The organism is Gordonia sp. CPCC 205515, from assembly GCF_048537925.1.
Classification (GTDB): domain Bacteria; phylum Actinomycetota; class Actinomycetes; order Mycobacteriales; family Mycobacteriaceae; genus Gordonia.
This window is the reverse complement of record NZ_JBCLVJ010000015.1, coordinates 89429-105880: the sequence shown is the minus strand read 5'-3', so window position 1 is coordinate 105880 and position 16452 is coordinate 89429. Positions and strand designations below refer to the sequence as shown.

The 16452-nt window shown below is 68.2% G+C and carries 14 protein-coding genes; 7 read left to right on the top strand and 7 right to left on the bottom strand.

The features are described from left to right. Window positions 1–67: 67 nt before the first annotated feature. Both glsA and nucS read left to right on the top strand, forming a co-directional pair. A complete protein-coding gene (gene glsA / locus AAFP30_RS22105; RefSeq protein ID WP_419232184.1) occupies window positions 68–1486 on the top strand; it encodes a glutaminase A in 1419 nt (472 codons plus the stop codon). A gap of 17 nt (window positions 1487–1503) precedes the next feature. Next, on the top strand, window positions 1504–2187 hold the full coding sequence (gene nucS, locus AAFP30_RS22100) for an endonuclease NucS (protein ID WP_419232163.1): 684 nt from the start codon (window positions 1504–1506) through the stop codon (window positions 2185–2187). Window positions 2188–2197: 10 nt separating this feature from the next. On the opposite strand, the gene AAFP30_RS22095 is transcribed toward nucS, so the two are convergent. Together AAFP30_RS22095 and mce are read right to left on the bottom strand one after the other, a co-directional pair. After that, a complete protein-coding gene (locus tag AAFP30_RS22095) occupies window positions 2198–3169 on the bottom strand; it encodes a hypothetical protein (RefSeq protein WP_419232162.1) in 972 nt (323 codons plus the stop codon). A 58-nt stretch (window positions 3170–3227) separates the two neighbouring features. Continuing rightward, complete coding sequence (gene mce, locus AAFP30_RS22090; RefSeq protein WP_419232161.1) at window positions 3228–3728, bottom strand: methylmalonyl-CoA epimerase; 501 nt, start codon at window positions 3726–3728, stop codon at window positions 3228–3230. 81 nt (window positions 3729–3809) lie between these two features. Between mce and AAFP30_RS22085 the strand changes: the two genes are divergently transcribed. The 5 genes from AAFP30_RS22085 to AAFP30_RS22065 are packed head-to-tail and all read left to right on the top strand — an operon-like array spanning window position 3810 to window position 7991. Next, the gene (locus AAFP30_RS22085; RefSeq protein ID WP_419232160.1) at window positions 3810–5042 is read left to right on the top strand and encodes an acetyl-CoA C-acetyltransferase; all 1233 of its coding nucleotides are present in this window, start codon (window positions 3810–3812) and stop codon (window positions 5040–5042) included. A gap of 52 nt (window positions 5043–5094) precedes the next feature. Then, entirely contained in the window at window positions 5095–5454 is a 360-nt protein-coding gene (locus tag AAFP30_RS22080) for a DUF3817 domain-containing protein (RefSeq protein WP_419232159.1), read from the top strand. 30 nt (window positions 5455–5484) lie between these two features. Continuing rightward, window positions 5485–5790 (top strand): thiamine-binding protein, encoded by a 306-nt coding sequence (locus tag AAFP30_RS22075; RefSeq protein WP_419232158.1) that lies wholly within the window; start codon window positions 5485–5487, stop codon window positions 5788–5790. Between the two features lie 16 nt (window positions 5791–5806). Beyond that, on the top strand, window positions 5807–6970 hold the full coding sequence (locus AAFP30_RS22070; protein ID WP_419232183.1) for an MFS transporter: 1164 nt from the start codon (window positions 5807–5809) through the stop codon (window positions 6968–6970). Window positions 6971–6995: 25 nt separating this feature from the next. Continuing rightward, window positions 6996–7991 (top strand): tetratricopeptide repeat protein, encoded by a 996-nt coding sequence (locus AAFP30_RS22065; protein WP_419232157.1) that lies wholly within the window; start codon window positions 6996–6998, stop codon window positions 7989–7991. Window positions 7992–8000: 9 nt separating this feature from the next. On the opposite strand, the gene glgB is transcribed toward AAFP30_RS22065, so the two are convergent. From glgB to AAFP30_RS22040, 5 genes are all read right to left on the bottom strand, one after another. Next, entirely contained in the window at window positions 8001–10172 is a 2172-nt protein-coding gene (glgB, locus tag AAFP30_RS22060) for a 1,4-alpha-glucan branching protein GlgB (protein WP_419232182.1), read from the bottom strand. A gap of 175 nt (window positions 10173–10347) precedes the next feature. Beyond that, on the bottom strand, window positions 10348–12351 hold the full coding sequence (locus tag AAFP30_RS22055) for a maltotransferase domain-containing protein (protein WP_419232156.1): 2004 nt from the start codon (window positions 12349–12351) through the stop codon (window positions 10348–10350). An 82-nt stretch (window positions 12352–12433) separates the two neighbouring features. Further along, window positions 12434–14512: an ATP-dependent DNA helicase gene (locus AAFP30_RS22050; protein WP_419232155.1), complete on the bottom strand. Its 2079-nt coding sequence runs from the start codon at window positions 14510–14512 to the stop codon at window positions 12434–12436. Continuing rightward, on the bottom strand, window positions 14509–15120 hold the full coding sequence (locus AAFP30_RS22045; protein ID WP_419232154.1) for an isochorismatase family protein: 612 nt from the start codon (window positions 15118–15120) through the stop codon (window positions 14509–14511). The genes AAFP30_RS22050 and AAFP30_RS22045 overlap by 4 nt, the downstream gene beginning before the upstream one ends. An 8-nt stretch (window positions 15121–15128) precedes the next feature. Continuing rightward, window positions 15129–16433, bottom strand: a complete 1305-nt coding sequence (locus tag AAFP30_RS22040; RefSeq protein WP_419232153.1) for a nicotinate phosphoribosyltransferase — start codon at window positions 16431–16433, stop codon at window positions 15129–15131. Window positions 16434–16452 lie beyond the last annotated feature (19 nt).

Sequence of the window (16452 nt, the reverse complement as noted above, 5' to 3'; positions counted from 1 at the left end):
TTCGGTGATTGAAGCCGGTAGATTCGCGGCTGTGCTCTCACACGTCGATGGCTATCTGAGCCACATCATGCAGGTCTGCGCGGCCGATCGGTCCGGTGCGCTGGCCGATTACATCCCGGAACTGACCCAGGTCGATGCGGAGGGTTTCGGCCTGTCGCTGTGCATGCACGACGGGCATGTGTACTCCGAGGGCGACAGTGGTGTCGCGTTCACCATCCAGTCGGTGTCCAAGCCGCTGACCTACGCGATGGTGCTGACCCGTCTCGGTTTTGCGGCCACCGACGACAAGATCGGGGTGGAGCCCTCGGGTGAGGCGTTCAACCAGATCAGCGTCGACGACCAGCGTCGGCCCAAGAACCCGATGATCAACGCCGGCGCGATCCTTGCGTCGTCGCTGTTGCTGCCGCCGGTCCGGACCGTCGAGCGTGATGTCGTCGACGCCGTCTTCGCCGACCTCGTCGAGTTCTATTCGGCCTGCGCCGGCCGCAAGTTGTCCCTCGACTCCGACGTCTACTCGTCGGAGGCGGCCACCGGCGCGCGTAATCGCGCGATCGCCTACATGCTCGACAGCTTCGGTGTCGTCGACACCGATCCGGAAGCGGCTCTCGACATCTACTACCGCCAGTGCTCGCTGCAGGTGACCACCGATGACCTCGCCGCGATCGGTGCCACCATCGCCAACGGTGGGATCAATCCGCGGACCGGGCGGCAGGTGCTCAAAGGGGAGATCGCGCAGCGGGTGCTGTCGGTGATGACGACCTGCGGCATGTACGACGGCGCCGGGGACTGGGTGACCTCGGTCGGCCTGCCCGCGAAAAGCGGTGTGGGCGGCGGTATTCTGGCGATCCTGCCGGGACAGCTGGGGATCGGGGTGTACTCGCCGCGGCTGGACCGGCACGGCAACAGTGTGCGCGGCATCCTCGCCTGCCGGCACCTGTCGACCGACCTCGGGCTGCACATGTTCAACCTCACCCGCGAGAGCCGGGTGATCATCCGCTCGGTCTACGACATCGGCGAGTTTGAGGTCGGCGCCGACTGGAGTCAGCGGGAACGCAGTTTCCTGCGGACCTGCCGCGATCGCGTCCGCGTCTACGAACTCCAGGGCGATCTGACCTTCTCCGGCGCGGAGGCCGCGATGCGTCGCCTCGAGCAGGACGTCGACGACTTCGACATCGCCATCGTCGACATCTCCCGGATCGGGGTCATCGATCCGGTCGCCCGCACCATGGTCCTCAGCTTCAAACACTCCCTCGAGGAGCGCGGGCAGCGCGGCGTCATCGTCGATCCGGACACTGTGCTGCGGGCCAGTGTGGAACGCCATCGGGACGATCATTTCTCGCCGGATCTGGTTGCGCCGGAATCGCTTCAGGGATTCGACCCGACGCTGCCGCACGTTCACTCCACGATGGAGGAGGCGGTGTACGACGCCGAGGCGCTGCAGCTGAAGCGACGCTACGCGGGGGACATGGTCGACGGCCGGGACTGAGCACTAAGCTGGCCGACGTGCGTCTGGTCATTGCGGAATGCCAAGTGGACTATGTGGGTCGGTTGACGGCACACCTGCCGATGGCGAAGCGGCTGTTGTTGATCAAGTCCGACGGATCGGTGAGCGTGCACGCCGACGACCGCGCCTACAAGCCGCTGAACTGGATGAGTCCGCCGTGCTGGCTGACCGAGTCGCCGGTGCCCGAGGGCGTCGAGGCCCAGGCGTACTGGGTCGTCACCAACAAGACCGGCGAGGAACTGCGGATCACCATCGCCTCGATCGACCATGATTCGGTCCATGAGCTCGGCGTCGATCCGGGCCTGGTCAAGGACGGCGTGGAGGCACACCTGCAGGAGCTGCTCGCCGAGCACGTGGAAACACTCGGTCCGGGGCACACCCTCATCCGGCGGGAGTACATGACCGCGATCGGTCCGGTGGATCTGTTGTGCCGCGACTCGGTCGGTGCGACCGTCGCCGTGGAGATCAAACGGCGGGGAGAGATCGACGGCGTCGAACAGCTGACCCGCTATCTCGAACTGCTGAACCGCGACCCGCTGCTCGCGCCGGTGTCCGGGGTGTTCGCCGCCCAGCAGATCAAACCGCAGGCGCGAACCCTGGCCACTGACCGCGGAATCCGTTGTGTCGTACTGGATTACGACGCGCTACGCGGCGCGGAGAGCGACGAGTTCCGGCTGTTCTGACCCGCGTCGCTCAGGATGCCGCCTGGACATTGTTCGAGGCCGATCGGTTGACCTTGGCCGTCCCGGACAACTTTCCGTTCAGCAATTCGAGGTCGTCGTCGGCGGTGAGCGCGGCCAGATCGTCGTGCTTGGCGGTCAGCGCGGCCGGGAGTTTTGTCAGTTGCTCGCGCACCCCGTCGAGTTGGGCGACGACATCCTTGCGCGCGCGGTCGGCCATCGCGGCCAACTCCCGCGAGCGCGCCAGCCGTTCCGTGGCGACCGCGGCCGCGGCGTCCTTGATCTGCTGCGCATCGGTCTGTGCCTGCTCGCGCTCGGCCTGCCGGTCCCGCGCGCTCTGCTGTTCGAGTTGAGTGGCCTCGTCGGTGGCACGTGCGACGATCCGCTCGGCCTCGGCGCGGGCCGCGGTCATCGTCTCGGTGTGCTCGGCCTCCATGGCCGCGGTGCGCTCGGTGATGGCGCGGCGCGCGTCGGCCGCCTCCTGCTCCGACGTCGCGGTCAGCTCGTCGGAGCGCTCCCGCGATTCCCGCGCCCACGTCTCGGCCTCGGCGATGATCTGCTGCGCCTTGGCGTTCGCCTCGTCGCGAATCCGTTGCGCGTCGGCCTCGGCGTCGGCGCGCATGCCGTCGGCCTCCTGCCGGGCGATGGAGGTGGTCTCGGCGACCTCGGCCGCGGCTTCGGCCCGCATCTCCGACGCCTCGTCGGAGGCGAGCTGGAGCATGCGGGACAGTCGCTCGCTCATACCCTGCGCGGTGGTCGGCGGCACCGAGAGCTTGTCGACCTCGCGGTGCAGTTCCTCGATCTCGTCGCGCGCATCCTCGAGGTGCGCTGCGAGCTCGTGGGCGTTGGCGGTTGCGGCGTCGCGATCAGCCGCGAGGACACGCATCTCGGCGTCGATGCGTCGGAGGTGTTCGGCCACCTGATCGCGGTCGAAACCGCGCATCACGGTGGCGAACGGTAACGGCCGTGGTGCGGGTGCTGCCATGGGGCACAGTCTAGGGCATGGTCCCGACAGACCGCGGCGGACTTTGGTCCCGGCAGGGTCAGTGACCTGCGGAATCCTTTGCGGGCTCGACGAGTTCGAGCAGCACACCGCCGGCGTCCTTCGGGTGGACGAAGTTGATGCGCGAGTCCGCGGTGCCGCGTCGGGCCTCGGGGTAGAGCACCCGGATGCCGGCGTCGGACAGTCGGCGGACGACCTCGTCGACGTCGGTCACCCGCACGGCGAGCTGCTGCAGGCCCGGGCCGTTGCGGTCGAGGAACTTCGCGATGGTGGAGGTCTCGTCGAGCGGGGCGAGGAGCTGGACCACGGCGCCACCGGCGTCAGCGGCCGCGCGCGGCCCGACCATCGCCTCGCGAACACCCTGGCCCTCGTTGACCTCCTCGTGCAGGGTTTCGAAACCGAGATGGTCGAGGTACCACTTCTTCGCGGCCTCGAGATCGGGGACTGCGACACCGGCGTGGTCGATGGCCACGACGAGGTCGGAGATGAGGGTGGTGGGGGCGGCCGAGGCTGCCGCGGGGTCTGTTGCTGAGATGCTCATGTCCTAACGGTAGCGTTGGTGGTACATGCGCACAGAACGGGCGCTCGGTCTGTCCGTTTCACCAACCCGTTGGAGGTTCCCATGTCCACGAACAACGACCAGTTCTCGACGGTTATCGTCGGCGGCGCCCGCACGCCGTTCGGCCGACTCATGGGGTCGCTGAAGGACTTCAGCGCGGTGGACCTGGGCGCGGTCGCCATCAAGGGGGCACTCGAGCGCAGCGGAGTGCCCGCTGCCGCTGTCGACTACGTGATCATGGGCCAGGTGCTCACCGCCGGAGCAGGCCAGATGCCCGCACGGCAGACCGCGATCAAGGCCGGCATCGGCTGGGACGTCGCGACCCTGACCATCAACAAGATGTGCCTGTCGGGCATCGACGCCATCGCGCTGGCCGACCAGCTGATCCGTGCCGGCGAGTTCGAGTGCGTCGTCGCCGGTGGGCAGGAGTCGATGACCCAGGCGCCGCATCTGCTGCCGGGCAGCCGCAACGGCTTCAAATACGGCAACACCGAGCTCGTCGACCACCTGGCCTACGACGGCTTGTGGGACGCCTTCACCGATCAGCCGATGGGTGCGCTGACCGAGCAGGGCAACGACCAAGCGAGCGGAGCGACGGGAGATGTGACGCGCGGTTTCACCCGCGCCGAGCAGGACGAGTTCGCCGCGACCAGCCACCAGCGTGCCGCCATCGCGTGGAAGAACGGCGTCTTCGCCGACGAGGTCGTGCCCGTCGAGATCCCGCAGCGCAAGGGCGACCCGATCTCCTTCGCCGAAGACGAGGGCGTGCGCGCCGACACCTCTGCCGAGTCGCTCGCGGGTCTGCGTCCGGCCTTCCGCAAGGACGGCACCATCACCGCAGGCAACTCCTCGCAGATCTCCGACGGCGCGGCCGCGGTCATCGTGATGAGCAAGGCCAGGGCCGAAGAGCTCGGCGTGACCTGGCTCGCCGAGATCGGTCCCCACGGCGTCGTCGCCGGACCGGACTCGTCGCTGCAGGCGCAGCCGGCCAACGCCATCGAGAAGGCCTGCGACCGCGCCGGCATCAAGCCGGCAGATCTCGACGTCATCGAGATCAACGAGGCCTTCGCCGCGGTCGGCCTGGCATCGACGAAGCAACTCGGTGTCGATCCGGAGATCGTCAACATCAACGGCGGCGCGATCGCCGTCGGCCACCCGATCGGCACCTCCGGCGCGCGCATCACGCTGCACCTCGCGCTGGAATTGCAGCGTCGTGGGGGCGGCGTGGGCGCGGCCGCACTGTGCGGCGCCGGCGGCCAGGGTGATGCGCTGCTGATCCGCGTTCCCAAGAAGTGATTCGGGAGATCTCTACTACACCTGGTCGTAGGTTGTCCGATTTTTCTGCACAATGGGGACCATGTCGCAACTCTTTGATCTGAGCACGCCTGCCAAACGCTTCCGCCTCGTCGCCATCGCGGAGGCGATCACCTGGCTCGCGCTGCTCATCGCGATGTTCTTCAAATGGGTGCTCGGGCATACCGAGGCGGTGGCCGTGCCGGGTATGGTGCACGGCATTGTCTTCGTCGTGTTCGTGCTGGTCTCGCTGCTCACCGCGCGTCAGTTGCGGTGGTCGTTGTCGGTGACCGGGCTGGCCCTGATCTCGAGCATCCCGCCGTTCGGCACGATCGTCTTCGAGTGGTGGGCACAGCGCAACGGACATCTCGCCGAGCTGTCCGAGGAGTACGCGGCGCAGCAGCTGGCCGCCTGAACCTGAGTCTCGACTCGAGGGGAGAACCCGGTGATCGTCGCGTTCAGTCTGTCGCCGTCGGGCGGCGCTGCCGTTGATGCCGACGGCGGCATGAGCGCAGCCGTGGCCGCCGCGGTCCGGGTGGTCCGCGAGTCGGGCCTGCCGCATCAGACCACCGCGATGTTCACCTATCTCGAGGGCGACTGGGACGAGGTGATGGCCGTGGTCAAGCAGGCCGCCGACGCCGTCGCCGAACATGCCCCGCGCGTCGGACTGGTCCTCAAGGCCGATATCCGGCCCGGCCACACCGGTGAACTGACCGGCAAGGTGGAACGGATCGATCAGCATCTCCGGTGATCGATTGCCCGTGACCATGCGGCAGTCCCGGGTTGGGGTGGCGGTTGTGTTCGCGCTCAACGGGTTTCTCGCCGCCATGTGGGTGGCGCACATCCCGGTGATCTCGACGCGCACCGGCGTCTCGCACGATCAGCTCGGTGGTCTGCTGCTCCTGCTGGGTGCATCGGCATTCGTCGGCATGCAGCTGTGCGGTCCGCTCATCGACCGCTGGGGATCCCGTCCGACCACGGTCGGTGCGGCCGCGCTGCTCAGTGTGGCGGTGCTCGGTCCGGTCACGGCCACCGGACCGGTGAGCCTGGCCGCGGCGCTGGCCGTGTTCGGCTTCGCCAACGGGTCGCTCGATGTCTCGATGAACGCGCAGGCCGTCGTCGTCGAGCAGGCCTATGCCCGGCCCATCATGTCGGCCTTCCACGGCTACTTCTCCGTCGGTAGTCTCATCGGCTCCGCCATTGTTGCCATCACGCTGTGGGCCGACGTCGGGGTGGTGCGCACGGTCATCGGCGCGACGGTGCTCGGTCTGCTGCTCACCGCGGTCGTTGCGCGGAGTCTGACCGGTCGACCGGTCGCGGCGGGTGATTCGGAGTCTGTCGACGAGCCGTCGGGCCCGTGGTGGCGCGGTGTCGACCTCCGTCGGCTCGTGCTGCTGGCCGTCGTGGCGTTCGCGCTCATGCTCGCCGAGGGCACCGCCTACGACTGGAGTGCACTGCACGTGGTGGAGACCTACGGCGTGCGGGACGCGATCGGCGCGATCACCTTCGGCGCGTTCAGTGCGGCGATGACCATCGCCCGCTTCGGGGTGGACCGGATCGCGGCGGTCCTCGGGCCGGTGACGGTGGTGCGGGCCGGTTCGCTGATCGGCCTCGTCGGCATGCTCACCGCGATCGTCGCGCCGACGACGGTGTGGGCGATCGTCGGCTGGACGGTGTTCGGGGTCGGGTTGGCCGGACTGATCCCGCAGATCTTCACCGCCGCCGGCAACCTCACCACCAATGCCAGCGGGCGCAGCATTTCGCTCGTGGTCGGATGCGGGTACCTCGGCATGCTGGCGGGCCCGGCGATCGTCGGCTTCATCAGCAGCCGCACCTCGTTGGCGACCGCGCTCGGGGTGGCCGTCGTGGCCTTGATCATCGCCATCGCCGCAGCCGGCGTGGTGCGTCCGGAGCGGACCGTGAGTCGCTGAAACCCGAGCGTGACACACTGTTGGGGTGACACGACCAACCAATCGGCAGCAGGCGGCCGCAGCCCGCCAGCAGGCTGCTTCCGCGGCGGCGGCGATGGCCGGCGCCGTCGACCTGTCCGGACTCAAAGAACGTGCCGAGGCCCAGCAGCGGGCCGCGGCCCAACGATCCGCACCGAGCGCGCCGACCGGGCCGCCACCCGGTGCCGGCGGGGGTCCGTCGGCTGCTCCGGCGGGGGGTGCCGTCATCGACGTCACCGATGCGACCTTCGAAACCGAGGTGCTGGCGCGCTCGCAGCAGCAGCTGGTGCTCGTCGACCTGTGGGCGGAATGGTGTGAGCCGTGCAAGCAGCTCTCGCCGGTGCTCGAATCGCTGGCCGCCCGCGCGCAAGGCGCGTGGGTGCTCGCCAAGATCGATGTCGACGCCAATCAGCGTGTCGCCCAGGCCTTCCGGGTGCAGTCCATTCCGATGGTGGTGGCCATCGCGCAGGGTCAGCCGGTATCGGCGTTCAACGGCGTCAAGTCCGAGGCGGAGATCTCGGCGTGGGTGGGGGAGATCCTCGGCCAACTCGGCGACGTGCTACCCGGCGGAGTGCCGGCCGATGCGGCGCCCGAACCGGAGGACCCGCGGATGGTTGCCGCGGAGCAGGCGCTGAACTCCGGTGATTTCGAGGGCGCGCTCGCGGCGTACCGGACGATCGCCGAGGCCGAACCGTCGAACACCGAAGCAGCTTCGGCCGCACGAAATCTCGAGTTCGTGCTGCGCGCGCAGGCACACGATCCGTCGATCGTGGAGAGCGCCGCGCCGGCCGATGTCGACGCGCAACTCGCGGCCGCCGATGTGCTACTGCTCGCGCAGCAACCCGACGCCGCCTTCGACCGGATCATCAACGTCGTCAAGGTGACCGCCGGCGACGACCGCACCCGCGCCCGGACCCGGCTGCTCGAATTGTTCGAGCTGTTCGATCCGGCCGAGCCGTTCGTGGTGTCGGCGCGACGTCGGCTGGCGACCGCGCTGTACTGACGCCCCGGTCTACTTCTCGGGCTTGGGCGCCAACCAGATCGCCGAGTTCGCGGGGATGACCACCGACGCCGAGGAGTCCCGTCCATGCCAGGCGGGACCGTCGGCGACGACGCTGCCGAGGTTGCCCTTGCCGGCACCCTCGTAGGCGGACGAGTCGGTGTTGAGGATCTCCTCCCAGGTCCCGGCGATGGGCAGGCCCACTCGGTAGTTCTCGCGGTCCGAGCCGGAGAAGTTGAACAGGCAGGCCACCACCGAGCCGTCGGATCCCCACCGCAGGAACGAGATCACGTTGTTGGCGGTGTCGTTGGCGTCGATCCACTCGTAGCCCAGCGGCGTGCCGTCCTGGCTGTAGAGGGCCGGGCACGCCCGGTAGGTGGCGTTCAGGTCGGTGACCAGAGCCGAGATGCCGGAGTGCAATTCGCCTTCCCAGCCCTGCAACTGGTGCCAGTCGAGGCTGCGGCTCTCCGACCATTCGCCGGTCTGCCCGAACTCCTGGCCCATGAACAGCAACTGCTTACCGGGATGCGACCACATGTAGGCGAGCAGGACACGCACACCCGCGGCCTTGTTCCACGAGTCGCCCGGCATCCGCGACCACAGCGTGCCCTTGCCGTGCACCACCTCGTCGTGCGAGATGGGGAGCACGAAATGCTCACTCCACGCATACATCAGCGAGAAGGTGACCTCGTGATGGTGGAAACTGCGATGTACCTGGTCGCGGCCGAGGTACCCGAGGGTGTCGTGCATCCAGCCCATGTTCCATTTGAAGCTGAAGCCGAGCCCGCCGAGGGTGGTGTCCTGGGTGACCCCGGGCCACGCGGTGGACTCCTCGGCGATGGTCACGACGCCCGGAAAGAGTTTGTGCACCGTGGCATTGGTCTCCTGGAGGAACTGCACCGCCTCCAGGTTCTCGCGGCCGCCGTAGATGTTCGGCCGCCACCCGCCCTCGGGCCGTGAATAGTCGAGGTAGAGCATCGACGCGACGGCGTCCACGCGCAGTCCGTCGATGTGGAACTCGTCGAACCAGAACAGCGCGTTGGCCACCAGGAAATTGCGGACCTCGCGGCGTCCGAAGTTGAAAACGTAAGTACCCCAATCCAACTGCTCGCCGCGCATGGGGTCGCCATCTTCGTAGAGCGGGGTGCCGTCGAAGCGGGCGAGGGCCCAGTCGTCCTTGGGGAAGTGTGCGGGCACCCAATCGACGATGACCCCGATGCCCAGCGAGTGCAGGTGGTCGACGAGGTAGCGGAAGTCGTCGGGGGAGCCGAAGCGGGCCGTCGGCGCGTAGTACGACGTCACCTGGTAACCCCAGGAACCGCCGAACGGATGCTCGGCCACCGGTAGGAATTCCACATGGGTGAAACCCTTTTCGACGAGGTACGCACCGAGTTCGTCGGCGACCTCGCGGTAGGACAGTCCCTGCCGCCAGGACGCCAGATGCACCTCGTAGCAACTCATCGGTTCGGTCAGTGCGTCGCCGGTCGCACGCTTGGCGATCCAGTCGTCGTCGGTCCAGACATGCGCCGTCGAACTGATGACCGACACGGTCGAGGGTGGGGTGCGGGTCTCGCGGGCCATCGGGTCGGCCTTGTCGCGGACCACGCCGTCGGAGCAATGTACCCGGAACTTGTACTGCTCGCCGGCACCGAGGTCCGGGACGAACACCTCCCAGATGCCGCTGCTGCCGATCTGTCGCATCGGCGCGAGCCTGCCCTGCCACGCGTCGAAGTCGCCGATCACCGCGACGCCATGGGCGTTGGGCGCCCACACCGAAAACGCGACGCCGGACACCTCGCCATCGGGCGTGGTGTAGGAGACGAGGCGCGCGCCGAGGATGTCCCACAGCCGCTCGTGTCGGCCCTCGGAGAACAGATGCTGATCCACCTCGCCGAAGCTCGGCAGGAAGCGATAGCCGTCGGCGACGACGTACTCGTCGGTGCCGCCGTCGGCGTTCGGGTAGGCCACGCGGTAGCGGTAGTCGATCAGGTCGGTGATCGGCACCGCGACCACCCACAGATCGTCACTCTGGTGCAGCATCGGGTGATCGACACCGCCGATCACCGCGGTGACCTCGGTGGCGTCGGGTCGCAGGGTACGCAGGATGGTGTAGCCGTCCGGCGCCTCGTGTGCACCGAGGAACGCGTGCGGATCGGGGTGGGTCAGGCTGAAGATCCGGCGCAGATCATGGTCGGAGGCAAAGGGTTGCGGCGTCGCGGGTTTGGCTGTGGACGCCTTTCCGGTGGCCGATTTGGCCGGTTTCGCTGCCGACTTCGCGGCCGGTGTGGCGGTGGCCGGTTTGGTGGCCTTGCGTACGTTGCTCGGTCGTGAATCATCCGGGGACTTGGTCACGGGAACCTCACTGAATCCGGTAGGCGAGTCGACGGGCGGCGGACGGATCGAGGGGTGGCAGCGCGAAAATGTGCGCGACCTGGTGCCAGGGTTCGAGCTGGATGTAATTGGCCTGGCCCCACTGGTATTCGTGGCCGGTGACCTCATCGCGGACGGGGAACCGGTCATGCCACTCGTAGCCGAGGGCGGGCAGATCGAGCCAGACGGTGGACGATTCGGTGCCGTAGGGATTGAGGTTGACCACCACGATGACGCGGTCGCCGGACACCGGATCGATCTTGGAGTAGGCGATCAGTGCCGGATTGTCGATGTGGTGAAAGTGGATGTTGCGCAACTGCTGCAGCGCCGGATGGCGGCGTCGGATCGCGTTGAGTGAGGTGATCCACGGTTCCAGCGACTCACCGCGACTCGCGGCCGCCTTGTAGTCCCGCGGACGCAGTTCGTACTTCTCCGAATGCAGGTACTCCTCGCTGCCGTCGGCCACCGCGATGTGTTCGTAGAGTTCGTAACCGCTGTAGACGCCCCAGGTGGGTGCCAGGGTGGCGGCCAGCGCGGCGCGCAACGCGAACATGCCCGGGCCACCGTACTGCAGGCTGGCGTGCAGGATGTCCGGGGTGTTGACGAACAGATTCGGCCGCGCCTCGTCGGCGTGCTCGGCCAGTTCCCGACCGAACGCCTCGAGCTCCCACTTCTCGGTTTTCCAGGTGAAATACGTGTAGGACTGGGTGAATCCGGCGCGCGCCAGCCCGTACAGGCGTGCGGGCCGGGTGAACGACTCGGACAGAAAAAGCACGTCGGGGTCGCGTTTCTTCACCTCGCCGATCAGCCATTCCCAGAAGTTCGGGGGTTTGGTGTGCGGATTGTCGACCCGAAAGATCTTGATGCCCAAAGAAACCCAGTCGAGTACCACCTTCAGAACGGCCCGGTAGATGCCGTTGCGATCGTTGTCGAAGTTGAGCGGGTAGATGTCCTGGTATTTCTTCGGAGGGTTCTCCGCATACGCGATGGTGCCGTCGGGCAGCACGGTGAACCACTCAGGGTGCGCGGCTGCCCACGGATGGTCCGGGGCGCACTGCAGCGCCAGGTCGATGGCCACCTCGAGGTCGAGTTCGCGGGCGCGCGAGACAAAGTAGGTGAAGTCCTCGACAGTGCCGAGTTGCGGATGGATGGCGTCGTGGCCGCCCTCGTCGGAGCCGATGGCCCACGGGGATCCGACGTCGTCGGGTCCGGCGACGAGAGTGTTGTTGCGGCCCTTGCGGTTCACCTTGCCGATCGGATGGATCGGCGGCAGGTAGACCACGTCGAAGCCCATCCCGGCGATCCGCGGGAGGTCGTCGACGGAGGTGAGGAAGGTGCCGTGGACCGGGTTGCCGTCGTTGTCCCAGCCGCCGGTGGAGCGCGGGAAGAACTCGTACCAGGAGCCGAACAGCGCCCGACGCCGATCCACCCAGACCCGATACGATCGCGATTTGGTCACCAGTTCGCGGACCGGATGGGTCTCGAACAGTTCGGCGATCTCCGCGGAGATGGCGAGGTTGACCCGGTTCTCGACACGGCGGCGCTGCGACCGCAGCGAGGCAATGGCGTCGTCGACCGCGTCGTAGGCCTCGACCGGGAATTGTTCGCGTGCGCCTTCGAGGAGGCGCGCGCCGGTCTCCAGGTCGTTGGCGAGGTCCGCGGCCCCCTGGCCGGCGTCGACCTTCTTGCGAACCGCCGACCGCCAGGTGGTGTACGGATCGCTCCACGCCTCGATCCGGAAGACCCAGAAACCGATGCTGTCCGGCACGAACGCGGCGTTGAACGCGTCGGGGGTATCCGGTGCCGGGTGCATTCGGAGGTCGAAGCTCCGCTGACCGGGGCCGTCGACGTGGAGGGTGACGCCGAGCGCGTCGTGGCCCTCCCGCCACGCGCTGGTGCTGACCGGAATCAGTTCACCGACAACGCCTTTCGCTGGAAACTGGCCCGCCGACACCAGGGGTTGGATTTCTTCGATCCCCATCCGCCCGATCACTGCACGTCTCCTCTCGTCGCATTGCGCGACCCGTCGGCGGGTGCCGATCCGGCTGCACCGTTGCCTGCTGTCGCCGTTGCACTCAACCGTAGGGGATCGCAGCCAGTCTGCGCAGCGCAGACCGAACCAGATCACCATCGGTCGTCCGCCAGAACGGAGGCAGCGACGCGAGCAGGTACCCACCGTATCCGGCCGAGGCCAGTCGGGAGTCGAGAACGGCGACGACGCCCCGATCGTCGGTCGCCCGCAGCAGCCGCCCGGCGCCCTGGGCGAGCAGGAGGGCGGCATGGTTGGCGGCGACCGTCAGGAATCCGTTGCCGCCACGGGCCTCCACCGCACGCTGACGTGCGGTGAGCAGCGGATCGTCGGGTCGGGGGAACGGGATTCGGTCGATCACCACCAGCGTGCACGACGGGCCGGGCACGTCCACGCCCTGCCACAGCGAGAGCGTGCCGAACAGGCAGGTGTCGGGGTCCTCGGCGAAGCGCCGGACGAGCGTGGAGGTGGTGTCATCGCCTTGGCAGAGCACCGGGCGGGTGCTGCGTTCGCGGATCGCCTCGGCGGCCTCCTTGGCCGCCCGCATCGAGGAGAACAGCCCCAGCGTGCGTCCGCCCGCGGCGTCGATCAGCCCGGCGAGCTCGTCCATCGTCGCCGACGCGATGGCGTCGCGGCCGGGGCGCGGGAGATGCCGGGCGACGTAGAGGATCGCCGAGCGCGGGTAGTCGAAGGGGGAACCGGCGTCCAGGCCCGACCAGCGCAGCGGGGCGTCATCGGCCGGCGCGCTGCGCCCGGTGGCCGTGACGTTCGCGTTGGTGCCGGGATCGTCACCCGGTTCGGTGCCGTCGGTGTCGCGGCGTCCGGCGGCGGGCAGTCCCCAGGTGGCGGCCAGGGCGTCGAAGTTGCCGCCGATGGTCAGGGTTGCCGAGGTGAGGATGACCGTGGACTGGGCGAACAGCGAGGCCCGCAGCAGACCGCCCACCGACAGCGGGGCGATCCGCAGCACCGGCCGGATCTCGCCGGCGAAGCGGTCCTGGGCGAGCCAGACGACGTCGCGTTTCTTGGTCTCGTCGGGAATGTCGAAGGCGGTGAGGATGCGTACGACGGTGTCGTGTGTGTCCTCCAGCGAGGTGAGGGCGGCCGATCGGGCGGCGGACGAATCGTCGGACCCCATGCCGGGCACTCGCACCGGACCGATCGCACTGCGCGCCTGCCAGAGCCGATCGCGCAGGGACGCCAACGCCTCCGGCATGCCGCCGGGCAGTCGGGTCCATTCGCGGACCGGGGCGTCGGCGAGGAGTTCGCCGAGCTGTTCGCCCGCGCCCTCGAGGGCATCGGCGATCTCCTCGTCGAGGAGCTTGCCGCAGCGCCGGGCGACGAGCGTGATACCGGCGCCGGAGATCTCCTCGGTGGACACCGAGGTGATGCGGTCGACGAGCTCGTGGGCTTCGTCGATCACCACCACGTCGTGCTCGGGCAGGATGTTCGCCGGGCTCATCGCGTCGATCGCCAGCATCGCGTGGTTGGTGACCACGACGTCCACCTTGCCCGCCGCGCGCCGGGAGCGTTCGGCGAAACAGTCCTCGGAATAGCTGCAGTTCGCGGCGCCGAGGCACTCCCGCGCGCTCACGCTCACCTGCCGCCACGACCTGTCGGACACACCCGGGGTCAGATCGTCGCGGTCGCCGGTCTCGGTGTCCGAGGTCCACTCCCGCAGTCGGGTGACCTCGCGGCCGGTGCGTGACAACTCGAACGCGTCGAACAGTTCGGTGGCCGGTTCCTCGGCGGTGCCGTTGTGGATTTTGTTGAGGCACAAATAGTTTCCACGACCCTTGAGGATCGCGAAAGTGGGTTCGCGATCCATCGGTCCGGCCAGGGCCCCGGCCAGCCGCGGCAGGTCGCGTTCGATGAGCTGGCGTTGCAGCGCGATCGTCGCTGTCGACACGACGACCGTCCGACCGGACTCCATGGCGTGCCGGATGGCGGGTACCAGGTAGGCCAACGACTTTCCGGTGCCGGTGCCGGCCTGCACGGCGAGGTGTTCGCCGGTGTCGATGGCATGTGCGACGGCCGAGGCCATCCGGACCTGGCCGTCACGGCGACTACCGCCGAGAGCGGTGACCGCGGCGTCGAGCAGTGCGGTCACCGGTGGGGCAGAACTCATTCGGCGCGCGACGATCCGTCGTAGAGGAGGTCGCCGACGAGTTCGACGCCGGCGCCGCGCATCTCCCGCAATGCCTTCGTGGTGGTCGCCGACGCGACGGCGGCGGTGAAGTTCAGCAGCACCCGGGTGGTGAAGCCGTTCGCGGCGGCATCCAGGGCGGTGGCCCGGACGCAGTGGTCGGTGGCGATGCCGACCACGTCGACGCGGGAAATGCCATGTGCGCGTAGCCAATCAGCGAGAGTGGTGCCGTCGTCGTCGACGCCTTCGAAGCCGGAGTAGGCCGCGGCGTACTCGCCTTTGGAGAACACCGCCTGCGCCTTGGTGGCGTCGAAGGATGGGTGGAACCACACGCCGTCAGTGCCCACGCGGCAGTGCGGCGGCCAGGTGTCGACATAGTCGGGGTGATCGGAGAAGTGATCGCCGGGATCGACGTGATAGTCGCGGGTGGCGACCACGGTCTGGTACTCGCCGAGGATCGAGTCGACGGCGCGCGCGACCGCGGCACCACCGTTGACGCCGAGAGCGCCGCCTTCGCAGAAGTCGTTCTGCACGTCGACGACGACGAGCGCTTGATCGCGTGCGGCCTTCTCGCCGCTGTGGTCGGGCATCGGTGCTCCTAACCGAGGTGGTACCGGGTGGGTACCGCCGGATCGCCGTGGGACAGACCAAGACCTTCCCACGGGAGACTGACAAGCGCGTCGGCCAGGTGGGCCCGTCCGTCGGCCAGGCTGGGCAGATCGTCGACGGTCTTGCCGTCTCGGACGAGGGGAATCTGCAAGGGACGCACCGTGAGACCGTCCACGGCCGGTGGTTCGCCGGTGGCCGGGTAGACGATCTCCTCGACGATCGTGCCGGTGGATCGGGCCGCGCGGGCGGCGGCCTTGGCGCCGCCCTTGGACTCTTTGTGGCTCGACCGTTTCGCCACCGGAATGCCGTCGACCTCGACGAGTTTGTACACCATGCCGGCGGTGGGGGCGCCGCTGCCGGTGACCAGGGAGGTGCCGACGCCGTAGAGATCGACGGGTTCGGCCCGCAGCGATGCGATGGCGTACTCGTCGAGGTCGCCGGAGACGACGATCTTGGTCGTGGTGGCGCCGAGCGAGTCGAGTTGCTCACGCACCTGTCGGGCCAGCACGCCCAGGTCGCCGGAATCGATCCGGACCCCGCCGAGGTCGGGTCCGGCGACCTCGATCGCGTTCTTGACGCCCTGGGTGATGTCGTAGGTGTCCACCAGCAGGGTAGTGCCGACGCCGAGCGCCTCGATCTGCGCGGCGAAGGCGGCCTTCTCGTCCGGGCCGTCGGGGCCGGCGAAACCCAGGGTGAAGGCGTGCGCCGCGGTACCGGCGCTGGGCACGCCGTAGGTGCGGCGGGCCTCCAGGTTGGACGTGGTCGACACCCCGGCCAGGTAGGCGGCGCGTGCGCTGGCGACCGCGGCGCGTTCGTGGGTGCGCCGCGACCCCATCTCGATGATCGGTCGGGAGCCGGCGGCGCTGACCATGCGGGCCGCGGCGGACGCGATTGCGCTGTCGTGGTTGAGGATCGACAGGAACAGGGTCTCGAGCAGTACGCCCTCGGCGAAGCTCGTCCGCACCGTCAAGATGGGTGAGCCGGGGAAATAGAGTTCCCCTTCCCGGTAGCCGTCGATGTCGCCGGAGAAGCGATAGTCGCGCAGCCAGTCGACGGTGTCGGCGTCGAGGAACTCACTGACCACCGCCAATTCGTCGGGCCCGAAACGGAACTTGGTGAGTTCGTCGAGTAGTCGGCCGGTCCCGGCGACGACGCCGTAGCGACGGCCGTCGGGCAGGCGCCGCGCGAACACCTCGAAGACGCACGGCCGATGCGCCATCGGCTTGCGCAACGCGGCCGAGATCATGGTCAGTTCGTACTGATCGGTGAGCAACGCGGTGTTGTCGATGGTCACAATCGCTTACCCTTGTCCT

Coding starts and splice junctions, on each gene's coding strand:
- AAFP30_RS22045 (WP_419232154.1), bottom strand. CDS start 15,120: ATGCCCGACCACAGCGGCGAGAAGGCCGCACGCGATCAAGCGCTCGTC.
- AAFP30_RS22085 (WP_419232160.1), top strand. CDS start 3,810: ATGTCCACGAACAACGACCAGTTCTCGACGGTTATCGTCGGCGGCGCC.
- AAFP30_RS22080 (WP_419232159.1), top strand. CDS start 5,095: ATGGGGACCATGTCGCAACTCTTTGATCTGAGCACGCCTGCCAAACGC.
- AAFP30_RS22095 (WP_419232162.1), bottom strand. CDS start 3,169: ATGGCAGCACCCGCACCACGGCCGTTACCGTTCGCCACCGTGATGCGC.
- AAFP30_RS22050 (WP_419232155.1), bottom strand. CDS start 14,512: ATGAGTTCTGCCCCACCGGTGACCGCACTGCTCGACGCCGCGGTCACC.
- AAFP30_RS22070 (WP_419232183.1), top strand. CDS start 5,807: ATGCGGCAGTCCCGGGTTGGGGTGGCGGTTGTGTTCGCGCTCAACGGG.
- mce (WP_419232161.1), bottom strand. CDS start 3,728: ATGAGCATCTCAGCAACAGACCCCGCGGCAGCCTCGGCCGCCCCCACC.
- glsA (WP_419232184.1), top strand. CDS start 68: ATGCAGGTCTGCGCGGCCGATCGGTCCGGTGCGCTGGCCGATTACATC.